This is a genomic window from Maribellus maritimus (assembly GCF_022267315.1).
In the GTDB taxonomy this organism is placed as follows: Bacteria; Bacteroidota; Bacteroidia; order Bacteroidales; family Prolixibacteraceae; genus Draconibacterium; species Draconibacterium maritimum.
Window position 1 is genome coordinate 13,424 of record NZ_JAIKLE010000035.1, and the last position, 20,809, is coordinate 34,232.

Genomic DNA, 20,809 nt, shown 5'->3' on the forward strand with positions numbered 1-20,809 from the left:
TATTAAAATCACATCTAATGTTCAGTAAAATAATGAAGGGAAGAACGTTTTACATTTGTATAATATATTAAATTGATTAAATATGAATTGGAAAAGACTTTTATCAAACGTATTACTGGTTACAATGATTTTGGGATTTACTTCCTGCTTCGATGATGAAGAAGAAGCATTTAGCATTGAGGCAGATGTATACTACATTAATAAACTTGTAGACGGAGAATGGATGCATGGAACAACTTATTATGTATATGGAAATGAAAGCATGTCGTCGGCGAAAGTTACAACACCGGTTACAAACGAAACCATCGAACTTGAAGCAGCAGCGGCCTATTATAATGTAATGGTTAATTCACCTGCGCAGGAAGACTACTCAGTAAATATACCGGAAGAAGGTAATTTTCAGTTTGAAGCAACAAATCAAAAAGGCGAAGTATTATATAGCACAGATGCACAGGAATTTGTTAATCTTGAAGGAGCAGAAATTGATAGTATTGGATTTGATAACAATAATTTTTTAATGTACGTGACCTGGAACGAGATAGAAGAATCAGATGGCTATTATTTAAAGATGTATGATTCTTCAGATGAGCTTGTTTTCGAAGGTTATGGTGTACCTAGCGACGAGACTGAGTTTATCATTTCTGAGTATTATTCTACAGGAAACTGGATAAAAGACCCGGTTGAAGGTGATGATTATGAGCTTTTATTACAGACCTTTGTTTATGATGACGATGCTACAAACAGTAATTTAGCATACAATATTAAAGAAGTAACGGTTACAGATACAATGATAAACTGGGATTTCTGACACATTTATACCGATAATATTGGGAAAGCTGCCTGTTTAGGTGGCTTTTTTTTGTTTTATGTAGTCATTTACTATGGAAATAGTAGAAATATTATAAAAATAGTTTTTATTCTAGATTTTTAGTACTATGTTTGTAGTAGTAGTTTTTAGTATTATGAAATCACTTACCAAGGCAGAAGAACAAGTTATGCAGATCCTTTGGGATTTAAAAGAGGCTGTAGTTAAACAGGTTGTTGAGAAATTTGATAATCCGCAACCGGCTTATACAACTGTTGCAACAGTGATGAAAGTATTGGAGAAAAAAGGTTTCGTTTCTCATAAAAAGATAGGGAATACACATCTTTTTTTCCCGGCCGTTAGTAAAAAGGAATACACAAAATTTCAGTTCAGTTCTCTTTTGAAAGATTATTTTAATGGTTCCTTTCCTAAAATGGCAACTTTTTTTGCCAAAGAAAATAACATTAGCATCCAGGAATTGGAGGAAATGCTGAAGATGATGGAAAATGAATTAAATAAAGACGAAAATACGAAATAAACATGGAAGCATTATTTACATTTTTGGTAAATGCATCTGGAGGAATTATCCTTTTTTACGTCGTTTACTGGGTTTTTCTTAGGAATGAAACTTTCTATAATGCAAACCGGTGGTTTCTTTTTATGGCTTTAATCTCAGCTGTTTTATTGCCATTGTTCCCATTAAAATACCAGGTTATAATTGAACCTGAAAATAATGCAACAGTGTTAAAAACCATTTCAGATACTTTTAAACACATTCCTGTCGTCTCCGGTACAGAGTTTGAACGTCAGGGATTTAACTGGCATCAGGGAGTTTTGTTGGTCTATTTAACCGGAGCTTCAATATTCCTTTTACGACTATTGATTCAGACTTTTATTCTTATTTACCTAATAATAAAATACCGGGTAAAATCGCTGGATGGAATCCGAATTGTAGAAAACGAAAAATATGGTTTACCATTCTCTTTTTTTAATGTTGTATTTATAAATCCGAAATTTCATAAACAGGAGAACCTGCCGGAAATTCTGGCTCACGAGAAAGTGCACATTCGTGAGAATCATTGGTTCGACCTGCTATTTATAGAACTGTTAACAGTCATCTTTTGGTTCAATCCATTTATATGGTTTTTTGAACGATCAATGAAACAAAACCACGAGTACCTTGCCGACAAGGGTGTAGTTTCCATGGGGTACAGTGTGGCGCGGTATCAGGCTTTATTGTTAAACCAGTTAATGGGCATGCAGATTATTGGAATTACCAACAACCTGAATTTTGCCCTTAACACAAATCGATTAAAAATGATGACAAAAACGAAAACTTCCGCTCTGGGGCGGGTAAAATTGTTGTGGGCTTTGCCCGCAGTGGCATTATTGCTATTTGCTTTTGCGGAACCTGAATATAGAGTATCGTCTGCACAGAATAATAAGAATACTAATACAATAGTCGATTTTTCAGGACAAAAAAAGATAACGGTCAGGGGAATAGTTTTAGATGAAAAAGGAGACCCTCTGCCGGGAACATCTGTAGTAATTAAAGGAGGTACCAGGGGTACTGTTTGCGATATGGATGGAACATTCAAACTGGATGTGCCGGAAAATGCCAGCATTGTGCTCTCATTTGTCGGGAAGAAAACCATTTCTGATTCCTACGCAGAAATTACATCCGGAGAACAAAAAGGTGATACTTTTAACCGGAAATACACGATGAAAAATTTTATAACTACTATTGTTAACAACTCCTACGACGGAGATTATAGGACCTCTTACGACGGAGAACGGCTTGCTCCTCCACCTCCGCCACCACCACCTCCGCCAAAAGAAGCTGTGCCTGCAAATGGAAAAACACCACCTCCGCCAAGTGTAATACAAGGTGACGAAGAAGTGTTTTATATTATAGAAGTTATGCCCCATTTTCCGGGTGGTTATTATGCCAGACAGGATTACATTTTGAGGATGCAACAAGAAATTGCAAAAGCAGAAGGCATAAAAGGAAAAGCAAAAGTATTATTTACCGTAAATGCTAAAGGCAAAGTTACAGATATCAAAATAGTGGAAAAAGATAATGAAGGAGCAGCCAGGGGGGCAGTCATGCTGGTATCGGGAATGCCCGACTGGACACCTGGGAAACAACGTGGAAAGGCTGTCCCGGTAAAATATTTGCTGCCGGTAGTATTCAGATAACAGAAAATTAGAAATACTTATTTTATTTACCCGGTGTACATAATGTTAAGGAAAATGAAAAAAAATCAGCTAATTGCGATTTTACTGCTTTCAATTTTTGTTTTTTCCTGCAACGAAAAATCAAAACAAACTCAATTAACAGTAAAGGTTGAAACGCTTGAACCTAATGTCAATATCAGTGAACTTACTTCTGATTTTATGAAATGGTGGACGTATTATTCCTATAACATTTCTTTATCATCAGATTTTACAGGTTTAAACGAACAGTCAGAAACGATTGACAAAAAACAATTTTTGGAAAAACTAATTACAGGCAATTATATTCCTCTAAAAATAAAATCGGACAATAAAATCGAAACATATAAACTTTATCAGCTCGACTCTATCGCAGACAAAGGAATTGGAAGCACAATAAAAAATGTATCAACCAGAGTCTATGGTTTATATGAAATGGAAGGAACGCCCATTCCACAGTTTAACTTTATCGACCTGGAAGGAAATAGCTACACCAACAAAAATACAAAGGGGAAAACGTTAATTCTAAAAACCTGGTTTATCCACTGCGGAGCTTGTGTAGCCGAATTTCCGGAACTAAATGAATTTGTAGAAAAATACAAAGATAGAAATGACATCATTTTTCTGAGTTTAGCGTTGGATACTAAATCGGAATTAGAGAAGTTCTTACAGCAAAAAGAGTTTGATTATAAGGTAGTTCCTAATCAGAAGGAGTTTATTATTAAAAAATTATATTTGAATGCCTTTCCGACCCATCTGGTTGTTGATGAAAATGGAACAATATTAAAAGTGGTAAATAAGGCATCAGAAATGATTGCCTTTCTTGAAAATGGAAAGAAATCAACAGACAAAAAATTACCACCGCCATCTTCAGCAGCACCGCCGCCACCACCACCACCACCACCGCCACCTTCGAAATAAAAACTTACATCAACCTTTACAAACAATTTTGAAATAGATGCGAAAAGGAAATATTAATCTTTGGATTTTGGGTGTTTTATTTGGTTCGATACTGGCATATACAGGTTGGACTGGGGTGGGGACACAAACGTTTTTAATGGGAAAAACCAGTGAAATTTCAGGAAAAGTAATCGAGGTATTTCCAAATAAAGAAGTACAAAATTTCAGTCGAAAAATTAAATATGTTTACTCAGTAGATGACAACTTTTATGTTGACTTTAAAAAGCTCGGAACAGAAGATGCAAAGCAAGAAATTGGAAATGATTTGAAACTTATTTATTCGATTAAAAAACCAGAAAGAAATAGAGTTCAAAGACTTTCTTCAAACTATGACAATTCAGTCGGAAAAAAATATTATTCGACCAAAGAAAATGGTTATATAGAGTTACGACTGATTAACGGAATCTTCAAATACAAAGAAGCTGCAGTAGGAGGTAAAATAATTCATGACTTTGTTGGAGAATATAAAATCATCAATGACTCCATAAAATTCGAGAATTATATATTTGAGACTGATAATGAGCATAAAAACAGGCCTGAGCTTTTTGTGCTTTCACCAGGCAATCACCGTCAATTAGTTGATGTAAGCACAAAAAAAATTTTTAAAAGATTTCATTAGTTGTGATTAAATTAAAAAAATTATGCACAATAAATACATATAGCAGGGCAGGTTTGGTGGTATGCTAACTGCGCCCTGAGGCTTTGGGATCGTTTCGAGTTCTACCGATAACTATCGGACAAGAACGCTCACCGAAATCCGCCTCAACAAAAGAAGCAGTACCTTCCATTGGAAAAAAATCATCTCCACCCCCCTGTAAAACAAGGTGAAGAAGAAGTATTTTATATTGTGGAAGATATGCCCCATTCCGGTTGGTTGTTATGCTATGCAGGATTACATTTCGAAAATGCAACAAAAATTGCACAAACAAAAGGAATAAAAGGAAGAGCAAAAGTATTGTTTGCCGTAAATGCTAAAGGCAAAGTTGCAGATATCAAAATAGTGGGAAAAGACAATGAAGGAGCAGCCAGGGGGGCGGTCATGCTGGTATCGGGAATGCCTGACCGGACACTTGGGAAACAACGTGGAAAGGCTGTCCCGGTAAAATATTTGCTGCCGGTAGAATTCAAATAACAGAAACGGAAATAGTTATCTTATGTTTTACCCTGATTCTAAAAAGTCAGGGTATTTTTGTTTCAGGCTGATGAATATAGTCTGCTGCTCAAATTGATGTTCTTCATATGAAAAAATGCAACCAGAGTATTTTATTAATAAATGAGATTTGAATTTATTCCTCATTTTCAAATCAAATTGGTAAATTGGACGCAAAAATATCTAAACCAATTAAAATCAAACAAAAATGACTGAAAGACGAGATTTTATTAAAAAGACCCTGGCAGGAACAGCAGGAATTGCAATTGGAGGAATAGGGTTCAGTGCCAAATCTTATGCTTCGATTATGGGAGCCAACGAAAGAATTACCATGGCTGTAATTGGTATTCGGGGGCAGGGAAACGGGCACATCAGCCGCTGGTGTGATTTGAAAGAAAACAGAAATGTGTTTTTGAAAACCATTTGCGATGTGGATGAAGAATTGTATCCGGAAAGAGTTAAAAAAGTAGAAAATGCTATTGGTACAAAACCGACGACAGAATGGGACATGCGCCGTGTGTTTGACGACAAGGATATTGATGCAGTTTCCATTGCAACTCCAAACCACTGGCATGCACTGGCAACCATTTGGGCTGCTCAGGCCGGGAAACATGCCTACTGCGAAAAACCAGCCTGTCATAATGTTTTTGAAGGGCGGAAAATGATAGAAGCTGCCCGGAAATACAATGTTCGGGTACAAATTGGTTTCCAAAACCGCTCCATTGCCAATGTGATGGAAGCTATGAAATTTTTACATGAAGGCGGTATTGGCGACGTGTACATGGCAAAAGGATTATGCTACAAACCACGCGATTCGTTTGGTATTTCGGAAGACAGTTTGCCACCGGAAACTTTACATTACGACATGTGGCTCGGACCCGCAAACTGGCGCGCTTACAACGAGAAGAAAGGACACTATAACTGGCACTGGCACTGGGATACAGGAAATGGTGATACCGGAAACCAGGGACCACATCAGTTTGATATTGCCCGTTGGGGACTGAATAAAAAGGAACATCCGGTTTCGATTTTTTCCGCCGGAGGTATTTATGGAATTAGCCCGAAAGAATGCTCACAGGAAACGCCAAATACACAAACTTCGTTGTTTACATACGAAGACGGTAAAGTTTTGGAGTTTGAAACCCGCGGACGTTACACAAACGGCGAATCGAGCTTGAGTGTGAAAATCGGAAATATGTTTTATGGAACCGATGGTTATCTGGAACTAAACGGAAGTACATGGAAAGCTTTCCGTCAGAGGGAAAAAGAACCTTTTGCCGGCTCTGATATGAAAACTTCTGAAGTTCCTACTGATCCAACATTCTTGGCACCTCCGGGAGGAACAGAACATTACGCAAATTTTATTGATGCAATTCGCTCCGGAAGTAACTACGATTTACACTGCGATGTAAATGAAGGTTTCTATTCATCGGCCTTGCCTGCTTTGGCTAATATTTCATATCGCTTAAAAAGGGAATTGAATTTTAAAGGCAAATATGAAAAATTTGCCAACGATCCGGAAGCTGATATGATGTTGTCGAGAAATTACAGAAAGCCTTATGTAGTGCCGGATGAGGTTTAAAGAGTAAAAACAAATGTGATTTAGTTTATTATAAATGAGAAGGGGATTTTCAATTGAAAATCCCCTTTTTCATAACTAACTTAAACTAAAATTTAGATTTCCACACAAAAGTGGAAATATTTTAAGCAATCTTTTATTCTCCATCGACTTCGCCAATAGCTACCATTGGGTCGACGTTAGGCTCACCGGCAGGCTGAACAACATGTGTCAATGGCTCAATGTTATTTTCAGAACCATCATATCCTGTAGTTTGATTCAATATCGCACCTACATTGCCTATAATAAAATCTTCATATACAGGCCAAAAGATATGTTTCGGGTCCATGGTGTATTTTATGTCAGGATAGGTTGACCACGCAACATTTTCTCTAAAGAAATTATTTTTTTCTATCATCCTGTCGTAGTAGAAATTGTTTTGCGACAGCGATTTTTCCATGTCCTTGCCATCCCAGGAATAAGTCTTGCCATTGTAGCATGTTTTCCCTGTTTTGGCAAAGATTACCGAAATCCGCGCCAGTTCAAAGTGGCGGTATTCTTCTCCATACAACTCACGGGCACGTTCATCCAATATTGCCCCGATTCCCATGGATTGTAAATCTCCGGCAGTATACATTTCCTTTGCATTGGCACGCTGACGAATGACATTCAAATCATCGGCTGCGCCTGCATAATTTTCCTGCCAGAAGCGGGCTTCTGCTCTTATCAGGTAAACTTCTCCCATACGCATTATATACATATTCTGTTTCCCACCATCCTGGCGTTTTACCTGGTCTTCATAGTTGTGTGCCCAGAATTTGTATATCGGGTAACCAAACCAGCAGCGGATGGAATCTTCGCATAATAATGTGCCATTGTACCATAGTCTTGCCGGCTGGAGATACCATTCCGTCTCACTTAGGTCTGGATTGTCATAAACCATCATATCCATGTCAAACCAGTTGCCTCTTTTATGACGGTAATCCTGGTTGTCCATTTCTCCTCCCTTAAACTGCCAGAGTTCATATTGCCCGTAATTGGTTGTGCGCGAAAACCCCTGACCACGGCCAAACTTCATCATTTGTTTTGTAACTTGATCCTGACGGATGTCCATCCCGGTTACCGTTCCTGATGGTGGAGCTTTTACCCCCTTGGTTGTACTTACGAAGTTAGGCCCCCATGCCCGAGGACGGGCTGACCTTCCCTGGCTTCCATCGACAAATGGTGCATTAACTATAGTATATATTCCTTCCGGGTTATTTACCTTCTGGTTGTTTTCATTATCGAACAGTAAATTTACCGGGTCGGCAGGCTGCTCGCAGTCAAATCCCGGAATCAACTCGCCGGTGAAAGGATTTTCGTTGTTTCCAACCATCACTGTTTTTACGCCTGATGCATCCACGTCGGCCTGGGTAAACAAACGTGCTTGTCCACTGCTTATCACTTCATTCATCATGGCCTCCGCATCCGAAAATCGCTGGTTCATCATATAATATTTGGCCAGCAAAATTCTTACGGCATTTACAGGAGGTTGGCCTATTGGTAACTCGCTTTTGGGTTTTACCCATTGTTCTGCCCATTCCAAATCGGCGATCATCTGGTCCCAGATACCCTGCATGTAAAATGCTTTAAAATCCTGGCGCGCTTCCGAAATTACATTTAACGGGAAAGCTACGTTCCCGTATCCCAATGTAAGTTGAAGGTAGAAAAAGGCGCGGCAAAAATACGCGCTTCCCAACAGATGGTTCCTTTCCGGATCATTTGCTCCGCCTGCCCATTCAGGGAAATCAATATTGTCGATTACTGTGTTCGCATTCTTAATCTGTTGATAATCCTGGTCGTAGATACGCCGCATGCCGCGCATCTCACCATCATAGTCAGTCTGCGGTGTGCAATACGTCCTCATGTCAACAGATGGCATATTGGGATTATCCGTTTTACCTGTTGTTATGTAATCGCCCATGGCAGCGTCAAACTGCAGGTCTCCTGCATCACCATTCCACTGATTGAAAATCCCTTTTAACGCTGCATCCAGCGCGGTCTGTAATCCGCTCTGATTTACAAATGTATTCTCCGGGCTTAAGGTAGATAACGGTTCCTGTACAAGAAAGTTATCATTACATGACATGGTAAATACCAGCAAAAATGCTAAAGCCAGTCCTGCTATATTCTTTATTTTTTTCATCTCTTATCTTTTTTTCAGTTATGTATTTCTTTCATTTAAACGTATTACAATGAAATGTTCACGCTAAAGGAATAGGTACTGGGCATATCGGTGGTTGATTCCGGGTCGCCCTCTAACCACTTTGTGAAAACGGCCGGATTATCGGCTGTAAAAGCTATCCGTGCACTCTTGAGCTTAAGCGGTTCCAATAAATCTGACGGGATGGTATACCCCAGTGATATATTCTGGATACGCAAGTAGCTCCTCGATTGCCAAATCTGTGCACTTGCCAAGTTAATGGAGTTGATCCTGGCAGCGGTATTGATCGGATTGTCGGGCGTCCAGTAAGGAAGGTTCCACCAGTTATGATTTTTAATATACGACTGAGAGTTGTTAAACGGCTGTGAGGTTCCACCGTAATAACCCAACTTGGACAACAATATCACTCCCAAGTCAAAATTTTTGTACTCGAAATTGTTAGTCAAAGTCATGTACCACGGCGCGGAGGTTAGTCCCTGGAATACCCTATCTTTTGCATTGATGACTCCATTATCATCCTGGTCAACATATTTGAAGTCTCCGGGAAACAACCCATACTTGGCAGCTTCTGTTTCCTCTCCTATCTGATAAACTCCATCCATCTCATAATCCCAGATGATATCCTTGTTCTCACCGATAAACCAGCCATTGGAAATATCGTCCGGTTCTTTCATCACTGTGTTGCCATTTTCATCAACCGTCGCTACTTTTTCACCGGTAAGCGATACAATCTTATTCGTGCTGTAGCTTAAATTGTAATTAGTGGTCCATCTGAAATCATTACTCTCAATATTTATCGTGTTTACCGATAAATCTACTCCGCCGTTTTTCAAACTTCCTACGTTGGTGGTAATCTGTTGAAAACCCGTTAATATCGGGAGCTTTTTATCTAACAGCAATTCTGTGGTTTTTGATGTATAAACATCTATTGAACCTCTTAATCGTCCTTCCCACAAACCATAGTCAAGTCCGATATTGTAAGCCTGGTTTTTCTCCCATGCCAGGTTCGGATTGGCCATCCGGTTTATATAAAGGTATGGGGCAATAAAGTAACCTCCGTTATAATTAAGGTATTTATTATCGCTCAAAGTAGCATAGGCTGCATACTTGCTTAGACCACTACTGTTCCCGTTTACTCCCCAACTACCGCGTAGTTTCAGGAATGTCAACCACCCCGGTCGGCCGGCCATAAATCCTTCGTTGGTAAGCGTCCATCCTGCTGAAATGGATGGGAAAGTAGCATGTTTTTTATTTAATCCAAAACGAGAATAGCCGTCGCGACGGATAGAGGCTGAAAGGTTGTAGCGGTTACCATACGAATAGTTCACACGTCCCATTAATGCATCCCTGGTGATAACTTCGTCATCCGAATCTGCGGTAGGAATCAAACCAAACGCAATCGCATGGAATCCTAGCGCTTCGGTAGGTGAAAAATTCGTTGCGGCGGATTCGGTATACCACGACTGGCTCTTTTCAGTATTTACCAAACCCGTTACATCTAAACGGTGCTGTCCAAATTCCTTGCTCCAGTTCAAGATATTGTCCAACTGATACTCATAAGACTGATTGTGGCGTCTTTGTACATATCCCCCGTTATTCCAGACAGGGTTGGCGCTGTCTTCGTAACGTAATCTCTTCTGGAAATCAAAACGGGGAGAAAAATTTGAAGTTAACTGGATTCCAAATGGAAGCGTTAACTTGGCATACAATGTAGTAAATATCCTGTAACGATCGTACTTGCGGGTTGTATAGGCAGGATCCAGGTACGGGTTGCCCCGGTTCGAACCGGCTCCCGCTGTTTTTAAATATTCCCTCGGATACTTATTCGGCAAATCACCGATGGTCGGAATATTATCATTATAGACTACATTTTGCCACGGGGCATCGTACGGTGATGCGGAGCGGACATCAGCATCAATTGGTTCGTCTCCTTCATCCTGGTAGGCAAAATTAGCTTTTATCCCTAAATTCAAAAAACTGGTTGCTTTTACATCGAGGTTTAACCGGGAGGTAATTTGTGAAAAACTTTCTGCCATAACTACCGACTGACTGTTGGTATAACCCAAGGACCAGTAGTAGGATACATAATTGTTTCGTCCGTTCACACTCAGGTCATAATCCTGGCGGATACCGGTATGGTATAAAAAGTCATTCCAGTCAAAAGTTCTTCCCAACAGGTAGTTTTCTTTTTCATTGGTTTCAAAACCAAAGGCATTAAGCCAGGCTGTGGTAATAACCGTTGGATCGGTTTCTCCAGATATTCCGTTGGCATCCAGCCAGTCGGACTGATATTCTGATGGAACATTCTCATATTTATCAAATTTAGACCAGGGATTCTGTGACAGGCTGTTGATAGATTCATTCATATCAGTCAACCAGGTCATAACTTCATCCCCTGCCTCGTGCCAGTTTAAATGTTTCCCGCGGGTAACAATACCCAGTTTGGCACTCGCTGTAATGGTTGGTTGCCCTGTACTACCAGTTTTCGTGGTAAATACAATTACACCGTTCGAGGCACGCGAACCGTAAATGGCTGCTGCACTGGCATCTTTTAATATGTCAACAGTGGCTATGTCGTTGACATTGATTGCGGTAATGTCTCCGTTAAAAATAACTCCATCCAGTACTATTAATGGTTTGTTGGCTTCTGCTTCTTCATCAATATCATCATCAACATCTGCTTTAATGGTATTGTTTGCCCGTATCTCAAAATCAGGGGTGTTCTTGGCACTCGTACTGTAGCCAACCTTTAATCCCGGCACTGCTGAACGAATCAACTCCTGCACGTTGGCCGGCTGGTACTTGATCATCTGCTCCGCATTCACAGATGAAACTGCACCTGTAAGGTCCTGTTTCTTTGCAGTACCATATCCAATTGCTACTACTTCTTCAAGGCCAATTGCATCGGTTTCCATTGTAACGTCAATTGTTGATTGGTCAGTGACTTCAAATTCCTGTGTTTTCATCCCCACAAATGAGAATGCGATAGTTGCACCGGAAGGAACATTGGAAATGGTATAATTTCCGTCGATATCAGTTACTGTACCATTTGTAGTTCCTTTTTCTACTACGGTAACACCCGGAACGGGAGCTCCATTTTCACCAGTAACTGTTCCTGAAATTGTTGTGGTTTGTTGGGCATAACCTGCAAATTGGATGAATAGAAAAACTCCAATTAGAAAAATTTTAGACAAGAGCCCAAAGCGTATTACACACAAAGAACTTTGCGTTGTGTTTCTTTTCATAGGTTTAATTATTAAGTGAGTAAAATATCGATACTTGTAAGCAAATAGATGCTAAGTCTATGTGTTTCAAAAGAATTATATCATTGAAAAAAAAAAGAAAGGTATCTACATAGGCGTACTGGTTTTAGTTATGTTAATTACGTTTAATTTACAAAAAAATACAACATATAAATGCCGCTTCTAGTTTTCGTTTACTTTCATTGTAACCTGGAATCAGGTGTTTCCGTTAGCGTTACCGGAAAATTACAACATTAACTTCAAATAAAAAAATATCAGGCTATATGTCATACAGCATGTTTTCTCTATGTTTGTTTATAAATTGTTGATATTTAGGTGTTTTGTGTGTATCGGGAGCATGGAAATTAACTTTTATTTTTTTTAAATATTTTTTGAAAATAATGAAGGCTGTGCAGTTGGTTGTCTTTCAGTTATTTATATTACTTTTCATATTTATTAAACCAGCTGCGCAGTTTCATTTTTAAAACACCCCACAAAGCTTCGTTAAAAATTCCTCCACTCATTTTTGAAGTACCTTCCTGTCGATCGGTAAAAACAATAGGAACTTCAACTATGTTAAAACCAAATTTATATGCTGTAAATTTCATTTCGATTTGAAAACCGTATCCTATAAGTTTAATTTTTTCAAAATCAATGGTTTCCAGAACTCTTCTGTGGTAACATTTAAAACCTGCGGTGGTATCTTTTACGTTCATTCCGGTTACAATGCGAACGTACATTGATGCAAAATAAGACATAAGTACCCGGCCAAGCGGCCAGTTAATAACATTTATTCCAGATATATATCTTGAGCCAATTGCCAGATCTGCGCCATTGACAGCAGCCTGGTATAATCTTTCCAAATCATCCGGATTGTGAGAAAAATCGCAATCCATTTCAAATATATAATCGTATCCATTTTCCAGAGCCCAATTAAAACCTGCAATGTAAGCTGTTCCCAAGCCCAGCTTTCCTTTTCTTTCAAGAATGTGTAATTGATTTGGAAACTCTTTTTGTAATCTTTTAACAATGAGAGCTGTTCCATCGGGAGAATTGTCTTCAACAATCAATAAATGAAATGGTACATTTAGCGAAAAAACTTTTCGCACCATTTTTTCCACATTTTCTTTTTCGTTATAAGTAGGAATAATTACAAGGTTCTTCGACACTTTTCTTTAAGTTTTGAATTCGTAAACGAAAATACACTTTTGTCAGTTAATTAAAATGCATCGGGTTTAATATTTATTTTAAAAAAACTTAAAAAGCAGCCTGTGACCCTTCATTAAAAGAACATCTTTTTAAAATTCAAGTTAAAAAAATGTATAAATGTCATTATTTATTTTGTTTTTGTGTCATAAGTTTTCAATAATATTCATTTTTGTAGAAGTTAGGTAGTAAAAGAATTGGTTAAATGGAGATAAAATGCAGAAAAGCAGGTGACGAATGTTATGGGCTAAGAGAAATGATCTTGCTCTTTGACATTAGCCAGCGTTTAATTCAAACCCGCCAACTCAAGAATGATTTACCCACCATCCTTCGTATGATTGTTGAATATCTCGAAGCAGAACGAAGTTTTCTTTCAATTTTTAACAGGGAAAGTTCAAAAATATATATTGAAGCAGCATATGGACTAAGTTCGGCTCAACAGGCAAAAGGAAAGTATGAATTGGGAGAAGGAATAACAGGAAAAGTAGTAGAAATGGTACGGCCTGTGGTTATTGAAAAGATTTCAAAGTCCAGTCTGTTTTTGAATAAAACAAACCAGGAAATTCATAAAGACGGAAAAGAACTTTCAATAATTTGTGTGCCCATTGTAGATAGTGCGAAAGTTGTTGGAACTTTGAGTGTTGTGAGGATTTATAATCCTCGAATTTCTTTTGATGAAGACATTCGAATGCTGACAATCATCGGTTCTTTAATCGGGCAGGTAGTGCGGTACCGGCAGGAAAAGATGGAAGAGTTGGAGCTACTGAAGCAGAAAAATCTGGAACTGGAGACAAAGCTCTCAGGTATCAAGAATTTAAATATGATTGGGAATTCATCAAAGATGCGTGATGTTTTTTCATTGGTTCAGATGGTTGGGAAAACAAATTCTACTGTACTTATACGTGGAGAAAGTGGTGTTGGTAAAGAACTTGTTGCCGATGCCATTCACATGGCCAGCGCGCGAAATGATAAAACCTTTGTAAAAGTGAATTGTTCTGCCCTGCCCGAATCACTAATTGAAAGTGAATTATTTGGACACGAGAAAGGAGCTTTCACCGGAGCCGATTCACAACGAAAAGGGAGGTTTGAACTGGCAAATAAAGGAACCATATTTTTGGATGAGATTGGTGATATTCCACTGTCGGCGCAGGTGAAAATACTGAGAATAATTCAACAACGGCAATTTGAAAGACTTGGTGGAACCGAAACAATAAGCACCGATGTGCGGATAATTGCAGCAACCAATCGGAATCTGGAAGAAATGATAAAAGGCGGAGAATTTCGCGAAGATCTATATTATCGTATTAATGTTTTTCCGATTTTTATTCCATCGCTTCGCGAGCGCAGGAATGACATTCCGTTGTTGGTCGATCATTTTATTGAAAAGTTTAACAAAGAAAATAATTCAAAAATAAAACGAATTACTACGTCTGCACTTAATATGTTAATGGTATACTCGTGGCCAGGTAATATCCGCGAGTTGGAAAATTGTATCGAACGGGCCTGTATTTTAAGTGGCGATAATGTAATTCATAGTTACCATTTGCCTCCTTCGCTTCAAACTGCTGATTCAACAAATACTTCGGCCAAAGGGGGAATGATTTATACCGTGGAGCAGGTAGAAAAACAATTGATACGGGAAGCATTGACATCAACCAAAGGCAACATTGTAAAAGCTGCGGAAAATTTAAAAATTACCGAAAGAATGTTGGGTACCCGGCTAAAAAAGTATAATATTGAAGCTTGGAGATTTAAAGTTTAGAAAAAGCAAAAAGCATTAAACTGGGGTGATGAAAAAAAGAATTGTTCAGGTTGATTTAAACGATATAAGGCACTGCGATGCATTGCTCCAGCTTTTGAATGACTATATGCTCGATGAAATGGGTATTGGAGAACCAATGCCGGCAGAACTGGGACCCAAAATCATTAAAGGCCTGAAAAATCATTCGGCATATATCGGTTTTTTTGTTTGTATTGGCGACGACTTTGCTGCCCTTGCCAATTGTAACCTTAATTTTTCAACCTGGAAAGCTAAACCTTTGATTAATATTCACGATTTTATCGTCTGTCCAAATTACAGAAAATTAGGCGTTGGTCTTTTTTTGTTGAACGAAATAGCTGTTTACGCATCAGAAAAAGGATATTGCAGGATAAATTTGGAAGTCCGAAACGACAATTATAAAGCTCAAAATCTTTACAGAAAGGCAGGTTTTAAAGAATGTAATCCGCCAAATTATTTCTGGGAGAAAAAGTTATAATTTTTTTGTATAAATTTTTCGGAATTAATGAATTAAATGCCCGGACAAGATTTTTTATTTAAGAGCAACAAAGAAGTTTTTAAGGATATTTTTCTTGATTACTACCAGCCACTTTGCCATTTAAGTAGCTACTATCTTGAAAATGAAGATGAAGCAAGGGGTGTGGTGCAAGAAGCTTTTATAAAATTATGGGAACTTAGGAATGAGTTAGGACAAGATTCTAATATAAAAAACTTTTTGTTTACTCTTGTGAAAAATGGTAGTCTGAATGTTTTAAAGCGCCGAAAAGTTCTTTTGAAACATCACAACAAGATAAGAGAAGCAGAAATTCACTATCAATTTGAAAGTTTGAGTAGAATTAACGAAGATTATCTGGAGTTTAAAGAGCTAAAAGAAAAAATTGATGTTGCCATAAAAAATCTTCCTGAGCATTGCCGTGTTGTTTTTGAAATGAGCCGGTTTAAAGAAATGAAAAATCGCGAGATTGCTGAAAAACTTGGAATTTCCCAAAAAGCAGTAGAAGCTCGGATGACCAAAGCGTTAAAAATACTAAAAAATGAACTGAAGGATTATTTGCCTGCAGTGCTTTTTGTTACCTTTTTTCTCCCGTAGCTTTTTATAAAAGTTATTTTTTTTACTTTTTCGCAAGGGTATCCTTTTGTTTGATTGTTTATTCATAAAATAACAATCTGCTCATGAATGAAGGCTTGTGGCTGCATATTATCACAGGAGAGGCCACAGATAAAGAAAAGGAAGTGTTTTTCAATCATTTGAAAAGTGATAAAAATGAAGAAGAACTATTTTATAAAGTAAAAAGTCTCTGGTTAAGGACCTCGATGCATCATACGGATGCAGACGTTGAATCAGAGTTTGAAAACGTATGGCGAAAAATTAAACTGCAAGAGAATAAAAAGACACCCGTAGCAAGTGCAAAGATGTTTCGCTTAGCGGCAGTTTTTATTTTACTGCTTGGGATAGGAGGCATCGCAGGTTATCTGGTTTCTCAGAAAAACTTTGGCTATCGCGGACCAGGACTCCAAAAATATATCGCCACCCGCGGAAGTGTAAGTATTTTGGAATTATCTGATGGAACAAAAGTCTGGCTGAATTCTGAGTCAGAGATTACCTTTTACGAAGATTACAAAAATAATCAACGCTATGCAGAACTGGCAGGAGAAGCCTATTTTGAAGTTACGCATCGTGAAGATTGTCCGTTGATAGTAAAAGTTGGTAATCTTTTGGTTCGCGACTTAGGGACAACTTTTAATATTAAAGCTTATCCTGAAGACGATTATATTGAAACATCTTTGGTAGAAGGCAAGGCTGATATTTTAACCACTTCCGGAAAAAAAATTATTGCACTCAACCCGGGTGAGAGCGCCATGTATCATATCACTGAAAAAAAGATGGAACTCCGAACAATTGCTGATAATGTTCTGTCGGCATGGAGAGAGGGTAAATTTGTTATACGAGATCAGAGTTTGGAGGATATTTTTAAGGAACTCAGCCGTTGGTATGGTATCAAGTTTGAATTTCAAAATGATGACCTGCGGGATTACCGGTTTACCGGAAATATTAAAAAATCTACTACTGTTTTGCATGTTCTGAAAGTTTTGAAGGCAGCTACAGATTTTAATTATAAAATTATTGAGAATGTAGACAAGCCCGATATAGTCATAGTTTATTAGCTTGAGTTAATTTTCTTACAACCAAATAATTTAAAATGAGAAAGCCTATGAAATATTTATAAACAAAACAAAACCGGGATGCTGACAACATCCCGATCTATTCTTTTTGAAATTTTGGTTTTGGCAATTTACCGGTTACCAAAACCGCATTATTAACAAATAAGCAAACAAAATTATGAAGAAAAAACGATTTTTCCGAGCCGGAGCATGGCCTGGGATTAAGAAATTATTGGTAATCATGAAACTAACGACTTTTTTATTGTTTTTTTCTGCAATGGCGATGGCTACCGGAAGCTATTCACAAGATATCCGGTTTGATTTAAGTGTTAGAGATGCCTCTATTGTGCAAGTACTGGAGGAAATTGAAAAACAAACAGAATTCGGATTTTTATTTAAAACGAATCAATTAAACCTGGATGAGCGATATACGCTCGATTTGAAAAGGACGAAAATAGAAACCGTTATGAGTAAGCTCCTCAATGGTGAACTCTATTCTTATCAAATAATGGATCGTATTATTGTAATTTCAAAACAGAGTACAGAGGTGTCAACTGATGGGGAGCAGCTCTCAGAGCGGGTTACAGGGAAGGTTACAGACAATAACGGGCAACCGCTTCCCGGAGTTACCGTGTTGGTAAAAGGAACAACCAACGGAACAGTTACCGATGCAGATGGACAATACATTTTGTCTAATGTACCCGAAGATGCTACTTTGCAATTTTCATTTGTAGGAATGTTAAAACAGGAAGTGCTTGTTGGAAATCAGACCATTATTGATGTTGCTATGACAGAAGATGCAATCGGTCTCGATGAAGTAATGGTTGTTGGTTATGGAACGCAGAAAAAGGCTGACTTAACCGGTGCCGTTAGTGCTGTTCAGGGTGAAGAACTGGCTAAAAAAATTGATGTAACCAATACCGCAACAGCTTTACAAGGATTGTCTCCGGGATTGACAATTCAAAACTTTGCTGGGGAACCAGGTGACGAAGATGTTAGAGTAAGGATTAGAGGAAACGGTACCCTTAATAATTCCGACCCTTTGGTATTGGTCGATGGGGTTGAACGTTCTCTGGCAACAGTTGAACCGAGCGATATAGAATCGTTAACTTTACTGAAAGATGCAGCTTCCGCTGCAATTTATGGTTCAAGGGCAGCAAATGGTGTTATCCTTATCACTACAAAACGAGGAGCACTCGAAGGTACAACTGTTAATTATAGCTATAATGTTGGTTTTCAGAATACTTTGGGTTACCCTGAAGCAGCAGATAAAATTAGTTGGCTTAACCTTGAAAATGAAGCACAGGTTAACGCAGGGAGCGACCCGATACATACTCAAGAGCATATTGATAATGTTGCTGCCGGAAGTGACCCGTTACATTACCCTTTTACGGTTTATGAAGACTACCTTTTTCATACAAATGCGCCTCAGCAGCGTCATAATATATCTCTTACATCCGGAGGAGAAAACGGAAGAATATTTGCTTCAATAAATTATCTCGATCAGGATGGTGCAATTCATCGATTCAACAACAAGCGTTTGTCTGCCAGAATAAACTCGGATTTATATATTACGGATAAGTTGACCGCTAATTTCAATATGAATTACATGAACAGGAAAGCAACAGGTCCGGGTTTTACAGCACAGCGACTGGTTCAGGCAATGCTTCACATGAACAGAACCATTGTTGGTAAATATCCGGACGGAACCTGGGATTTAATTAGTGGACAATGGAATGCCATTGCCATGATGGAAAATGGCGAAAGAGTATCTGACAGGGATGAAGTTGTTAGTCAGGTAGGACTTGAATATAAAATTTTGCCTTCTCTCACATTTAAAGGAGATATTACCCTGAAATCGTATGGGCAGGATGAGAGTACTTTTATGAATTCACTTCAGGGAATGAGAAATTATTTTACAGGCGAATTGGTGACTGTTGGGGGTTGGTTTGCAGTTAATAATCTTACCGAAAGGCAGGAAAATACGAAGGAGTGGAGCCAGAGGGCATACCTGAATTTTAATCAAACATTTGACAAACACTCCGTTGAAGCAACCGCTGGATATGAAGGTATTAGTAATAAATATAAATGGCTTCAAGGGTACCGACAAGATTTTTATAACAATGATTTGCGTGATTTAAGTTCGGGCGCGTCTGCGGCACAAACAGCAACCGGAGGACGTGAAGAATGGGGACTCCAATCATTCTTTGGAAGGGTGAACTACGCATTTGATTCCAAATATCTTTTGCAGGCAAATATTCGCTACGATGGTTCATCCAGATTTGCTGACGGTAAAAGATGGGGGCTTTTTCCTTCATTTTCTGCAGGATGGCGCATTTCTCAGGAAGGCTTCCTTTTGGATAACAGAATTATCAGCAACCTAAGGCTTAGGGCATCGTGGGGGCAGTTAGGTAATCAGGATATTGGTCTTTACAGATATCTGAATACATATAATCTTGAAGAATCATATGCATTCAATGATGGTGTCGTTTCCGGGGCTGCCGTTACAACAGCCGGAAATCCGGAAATTACATGGGAAACTACAACTATGACCAATGTTGGATTTGACCTTGGTTTATTTGATAACAGTATGGAGATAATTGCAGAATATTACTGGAATCTCACAGAGGATATTTTGCTTAGTTTACCAATTGCTCCAACTACAGGTGTAGGTGCTCCAACTCAAAACGCAGCCTCAGTTTCAAATAATGGGTATGAAATTTCGGTAAAATATTATAGCCCGAGAAGAAATGACGGCGGATTCCAATACTCTGTAGGACTTAATTTTGCGGATGTTAAAAACAAAATTGAGGATTTAAAAGGAACAGGTCCTTATTTCCCCGACAAATTTACAGTTTGGCAAGAAGGATATTCTATGACTTCCCTGCGCGGGTTGAAATCACCTGGCTTATATCTATCTGAAGCTGATTTTGAAAAGTATCCTGCCAAATTAGTTCCCCAGGTTACAATGGGGGATATAATATATGAAGATTTAAATGGTGATGGCGTTATCAGTCAGGCAATGAACCCTGATGGGGATCAATATATAATGGGAGATGAAGATCCGCATTACGAATTTGGTATAAGCGCTGAAGCAAGTTATAAATCATTTGATTTTTCGGTATTTTTTCAAGGTGTATTGCAGAAGTACCATACTCTTGACGGTGCGCTGATGGAAGGTCCAAACTGGGGTAACTTTATTCCTGCAATTATGGCGAAAGAAACATGGCATCCAACAAGAAATCCAAACGGAACATGGCCACTGGTAACTTATGGAAACAGTTGGAACCTTGTTGAAGCTGATTTTTGGCTTCAGGATGCAAAGTATATCAGGCTGAAAAATATTCAGCTGGGATATACCATTAGACCGTCCAAATATATCTCTAATGTCAGGGTTTATTTATCGGGTGAAAATCTGCTTACGCTTACTCCTACAGAACTTTTTGATCCTGAAACACCAAGAGGTAGGAGTCAGTTCTTTCCTCACACAAAAGTTGTTAGTGCTGGTGTGAATATTACATTTTAATA

The 20,809-nt window shown here is 38.5% G+C and carries 15 protein-coding genes; 12 read left to right on the forward strand and 3 right to left on the reverse strand.

Annotated features, from left to right (window positions below):
* Window positions 1–82: 82 nt before the first annotated feature.
* The 7 genes from K5G00_RS23015 to K5G00_RS23045 all read left to right on the forward strand — a co-directional run bounded on the left by K5G00_RS23015 (window position 83) and on the right by K5G00_RS23045 (window position 6,711).
* Entirely contained in the window at window positions 83–808 is a 726-nt protein-coding gene (locus tag K5G00_RS23015; protein WP_238768819.1) for a hypothetical protein, read from the forward strand.
* A gap of 127 nt (window positions 809–935) precedes the next feature.
* On the forward strand, window positions 936–1,343 hold the full coding sequence (locus tag K5G00_RS23020) for a BlaI/MecI/CopY family transcriptional regulator (protein ID WP_238768820.1): 408 nt from the start codon (window positions 936–938) through the stop codon (window positions 1,341–1,343).
* Window positions 1,344–1,345: 2 nt separating this feature from the next.
* Complete coding sequence (locus K5G00_RS23025; RefSeq protein WP_238768821.1) at window positions 1,346–3,004, forward strand: M56 family metallopeptidase; 1,659 nt, start codon at window positions 1,346–1,348, stop codon at window positions 3,002–3,004.
* Between the two features lie 54 nt (window positions 3,005–3,058).
* On the forward strand, window positions 3,059–3,940 hold the full coding sequence (locus tag K5G00_RS23030; protein WP_238768822.1) for a TlpA family protein disulfide reductase: 882 nt from the start codon (window positions 3,059–3,061) through the stop codon (window positions 3,938–3,940).
* A gap of 67 nt (window positions 3,941–4,007) precedes the next feature.
* On the forward strand, window positions 4,008–4,598 hold the full coding sequence (locus K5G00_RS23035; protein ID WP_238768823.1) for a hypothetical protein: 591 nt from the start codon (window positions 4,008–4,010) through the stop codon (window positions 4,596–4,598).
* Between the two features lie 168 nt (window positions 4,599–4,766).
* Window positions 4,767–5,111, forward strand: coding sequence for an energy transducer TonB (locus K5G00_RS23040; protein ID WP_238768824.1), 345 nt, complete (start codon window positions 4,767–4,769; stop codon window positions 5,109–5,111).
* Between the two features lie 226 nt (window positions 5,112–5,337).
* Window positions 5,338–6,711 carry a Gfo/Idh/MocA family protein gene (locus K5G00_RS23045; protein WP_238768826.1) on the forward strand — a complete coding sequence of 458 codons (1,374 nt, stop codon included), beginning with the start codon at window positions 5,338–5,340 and terminating at the stop codon, window positions 6,709–6,711.
* Between the two features lie 133 nt (window positions 6,712–6,844).
* Here the strand turns inward: K5G00_RS23045 and K5G00_RS23050 are convergent, their stop codons facing one another.
* From K5G00_RS23050 to K5G00_RS23060, 3 genes are all read right to left on the reverse strand, one after another.
* The gene (locus tag K5G00_RS23050; protein WP_238768827.1) at window positions 6,845–8,872 is read right to left on the reverse strand and encodes a RagB/SusD family nutrient uptake outer membrane protein; all 2,028 of its coding nucleotides are present in this window, start codon (window positions 8,870–8,872) and stop codon (window positions 6,845–6,847) included.
* A 44-nt stretch (window positions 8,873–8,916) separates the two neighbouring features.
* Window positions 8,917–12,135 carry a SusC/RagA family TonB-linked outer membrane protein gene (locus K5G00_RS23055; protein ID WP_238768829.1) on the reverse strand — a complete coding sequence of 1,073 codons (3,219 nt, stop codon included), beginning with the start codon at window positions 12,133–12,135 and terminating at the stop codon, window positions 8,917–8,919.
* Between the two features lie 437 nt (window positions 12,136–12,572).
* On the reverse strand, window positions 12,573–13,301 hold the full coding sequence (locus K5G00_RS23060; protein ID WP_238768830.1) for a polyprenol monophosphomannose synthase: 729 nt from the start codon (window positions 13,299–13,301) through the stop codon (window positions 12,573–12,575).
* 242 nt (window positions 13,302–13,543) lie between these two features.
* Here K5G00_RS23060 and K5G00_RS23065 point away from each other — a divergent pair, with 242 nt between their 5' ends.
* The 5 genes from K5G00_RS23065 (at window position 13,544) to K5G00_RS23085 (ending at window position 20,807) form a co-directional block, all read left to right on the forward strand.
* On the forward strand, window positions 13,544–15,100 hold the full coding sequence (locus tag K5G00_RS23065) for a sigma-54 interaction domain-containing protein (protein WP_238768831.1): 1,557 nt from the start codon (window positions 13,544–13,546) through the stop codon (window positions 15,098–15,100).
* A 28-nt stretch (window positions 15,101–15,128) separates the two neighbouring features.
* Window positions 15,129–15,596, forward strand: coding sequence for a GNAT family N-acetyltransferase (locus K5G00_RS23070; RefSeq protein ID WP_238768833.1), 468 nt, complete (start codon window positions 15,129–15,131; stop codon window positions 15,594–15,596).
* A gap of 36 nt (window positions 15,597–15,632) precedes the next feature.
* Window positions 15,633–16,208, forward strand: a complete 576-nt coding sequence (locus K5G00_RS23075; RefSeq protein WP_238768834.1) for an RNA polymerase sigma-70 factor — start codon at window positions 15,633–15,635, stop codon at window positions 16,206–16,208.
* A gap of 83 nt (window positions 16,209–16,291) precedes the next feature.
* Complete coding sequence (locus K5G00_RS23080; RefSeq protein WP_238768836.1) at window positions 16,292–17,284, forward strand: FecR family protein; 993 nt, start codon at window positions 16,292–16,294, stop codon at window positions 17,282–17,284.
* 175 nt (window positions 17,285–17,459) lie between these two features.
* On the forward strand, window positions 17,460–20,807 hold the full coding sequence (locus K5G00_RS23085) for a TonB-dependent receptor (protein WP_238768837.1): 3,348 nt from the start codon (window positions 17,460–17,462) through the stop codon (window positions 20,805–20,807).
* Window positions 20,808–20,809: the final 2 nt, after the last annotated feature.

Excerpts from the sequence above, each read along its gene's own strand:
- K5G00_RS23015 (WP_238768819.1), top strand. The coding sequence starts at position 83 with ATGAATTGGAAAAGACTTTTATCAAACGTATTACTGGTTACAATGATT.
- K5G00_RS23020 (WP_238768820.1), top strand. The coding sequence starts at position 936 with ATGTTTGTAGTAGTAGTTTTTAGTATTATGAAATCACTTACCAAGGCA.
- K5G00_RS23025 (WP_238768821.1), top strand. The coding sequence starts at position 1,346 with ATGGAAGCATTATTTACATTTTTGGTAAATGCATCTGGAGGAATTATC.
- K5G00_RS23030 (WP_238768822.1), top strand. The coding sequence starts at position 3,059 with ATGAAAAAAAATCAGCTAATTGCGATTTTACTGCTTTCAATTTTTGTT.
- K5G00_RS23045 (WP_238768826.1), top strand. The coding sequence starts at position 5,338 with ATGACTGAAAGACGAGATTTTATTAAAAAGACCCTGGCAGGAACAGCA.
- K5G00_RS23050 (WP_238768827.1), bottom strand. The coding sequence starts at position 8,872 with ATGAAAAAAATAAAGAATATAGCAGGACTGGCTTTAGCATTTTTGCTG.
- K5G00_RS23055 (WP_238768829.1), bottom strand. The coding sequence starts at position 12,135 with ATGAAAAGAAACACAACGCAAAGTTCTTTGTGTGTAATACGCTTTGGG.
- K5G00_RS23065 (WP_238768831.1), top strand. The coding sequence starts at position 13,544 with ATGGAGATAAAATGCAGAAAAGCAGGTGACGAATGTTATGGGCTAAGA.
- K5G00_RS23070 (WP_238768833.1), top strand. The coding sequence starts at position 15,129 with ATGAAAAAAAGAATTGTTCAGGTTGATTTAAACGATATAAGGCACTGC.
- K5G00_RS23075 (WP_238768834.1), top strand. The coding sequence starts at position 15,633 with ATGCCCGGACAAGATTTTTTATTTAAGAGCAACAAAGAAGTTTTTAAG.
- K5G00_RS23080 (WP_238768836.1), top strand. The coding sequence starts at position 16,292 with ATGAATGAAGGCTTGTGGCTGCATATTATCACAGGAGAGGCCACAGAT.
- K5G00_RS23085 (WP_238768837.1), top strand. The coding sequence starts at position 17,460 with ATGAAGAAAAAACGATTTTTCCGAGCCGGAGCATGGCCTGGGATTAAG.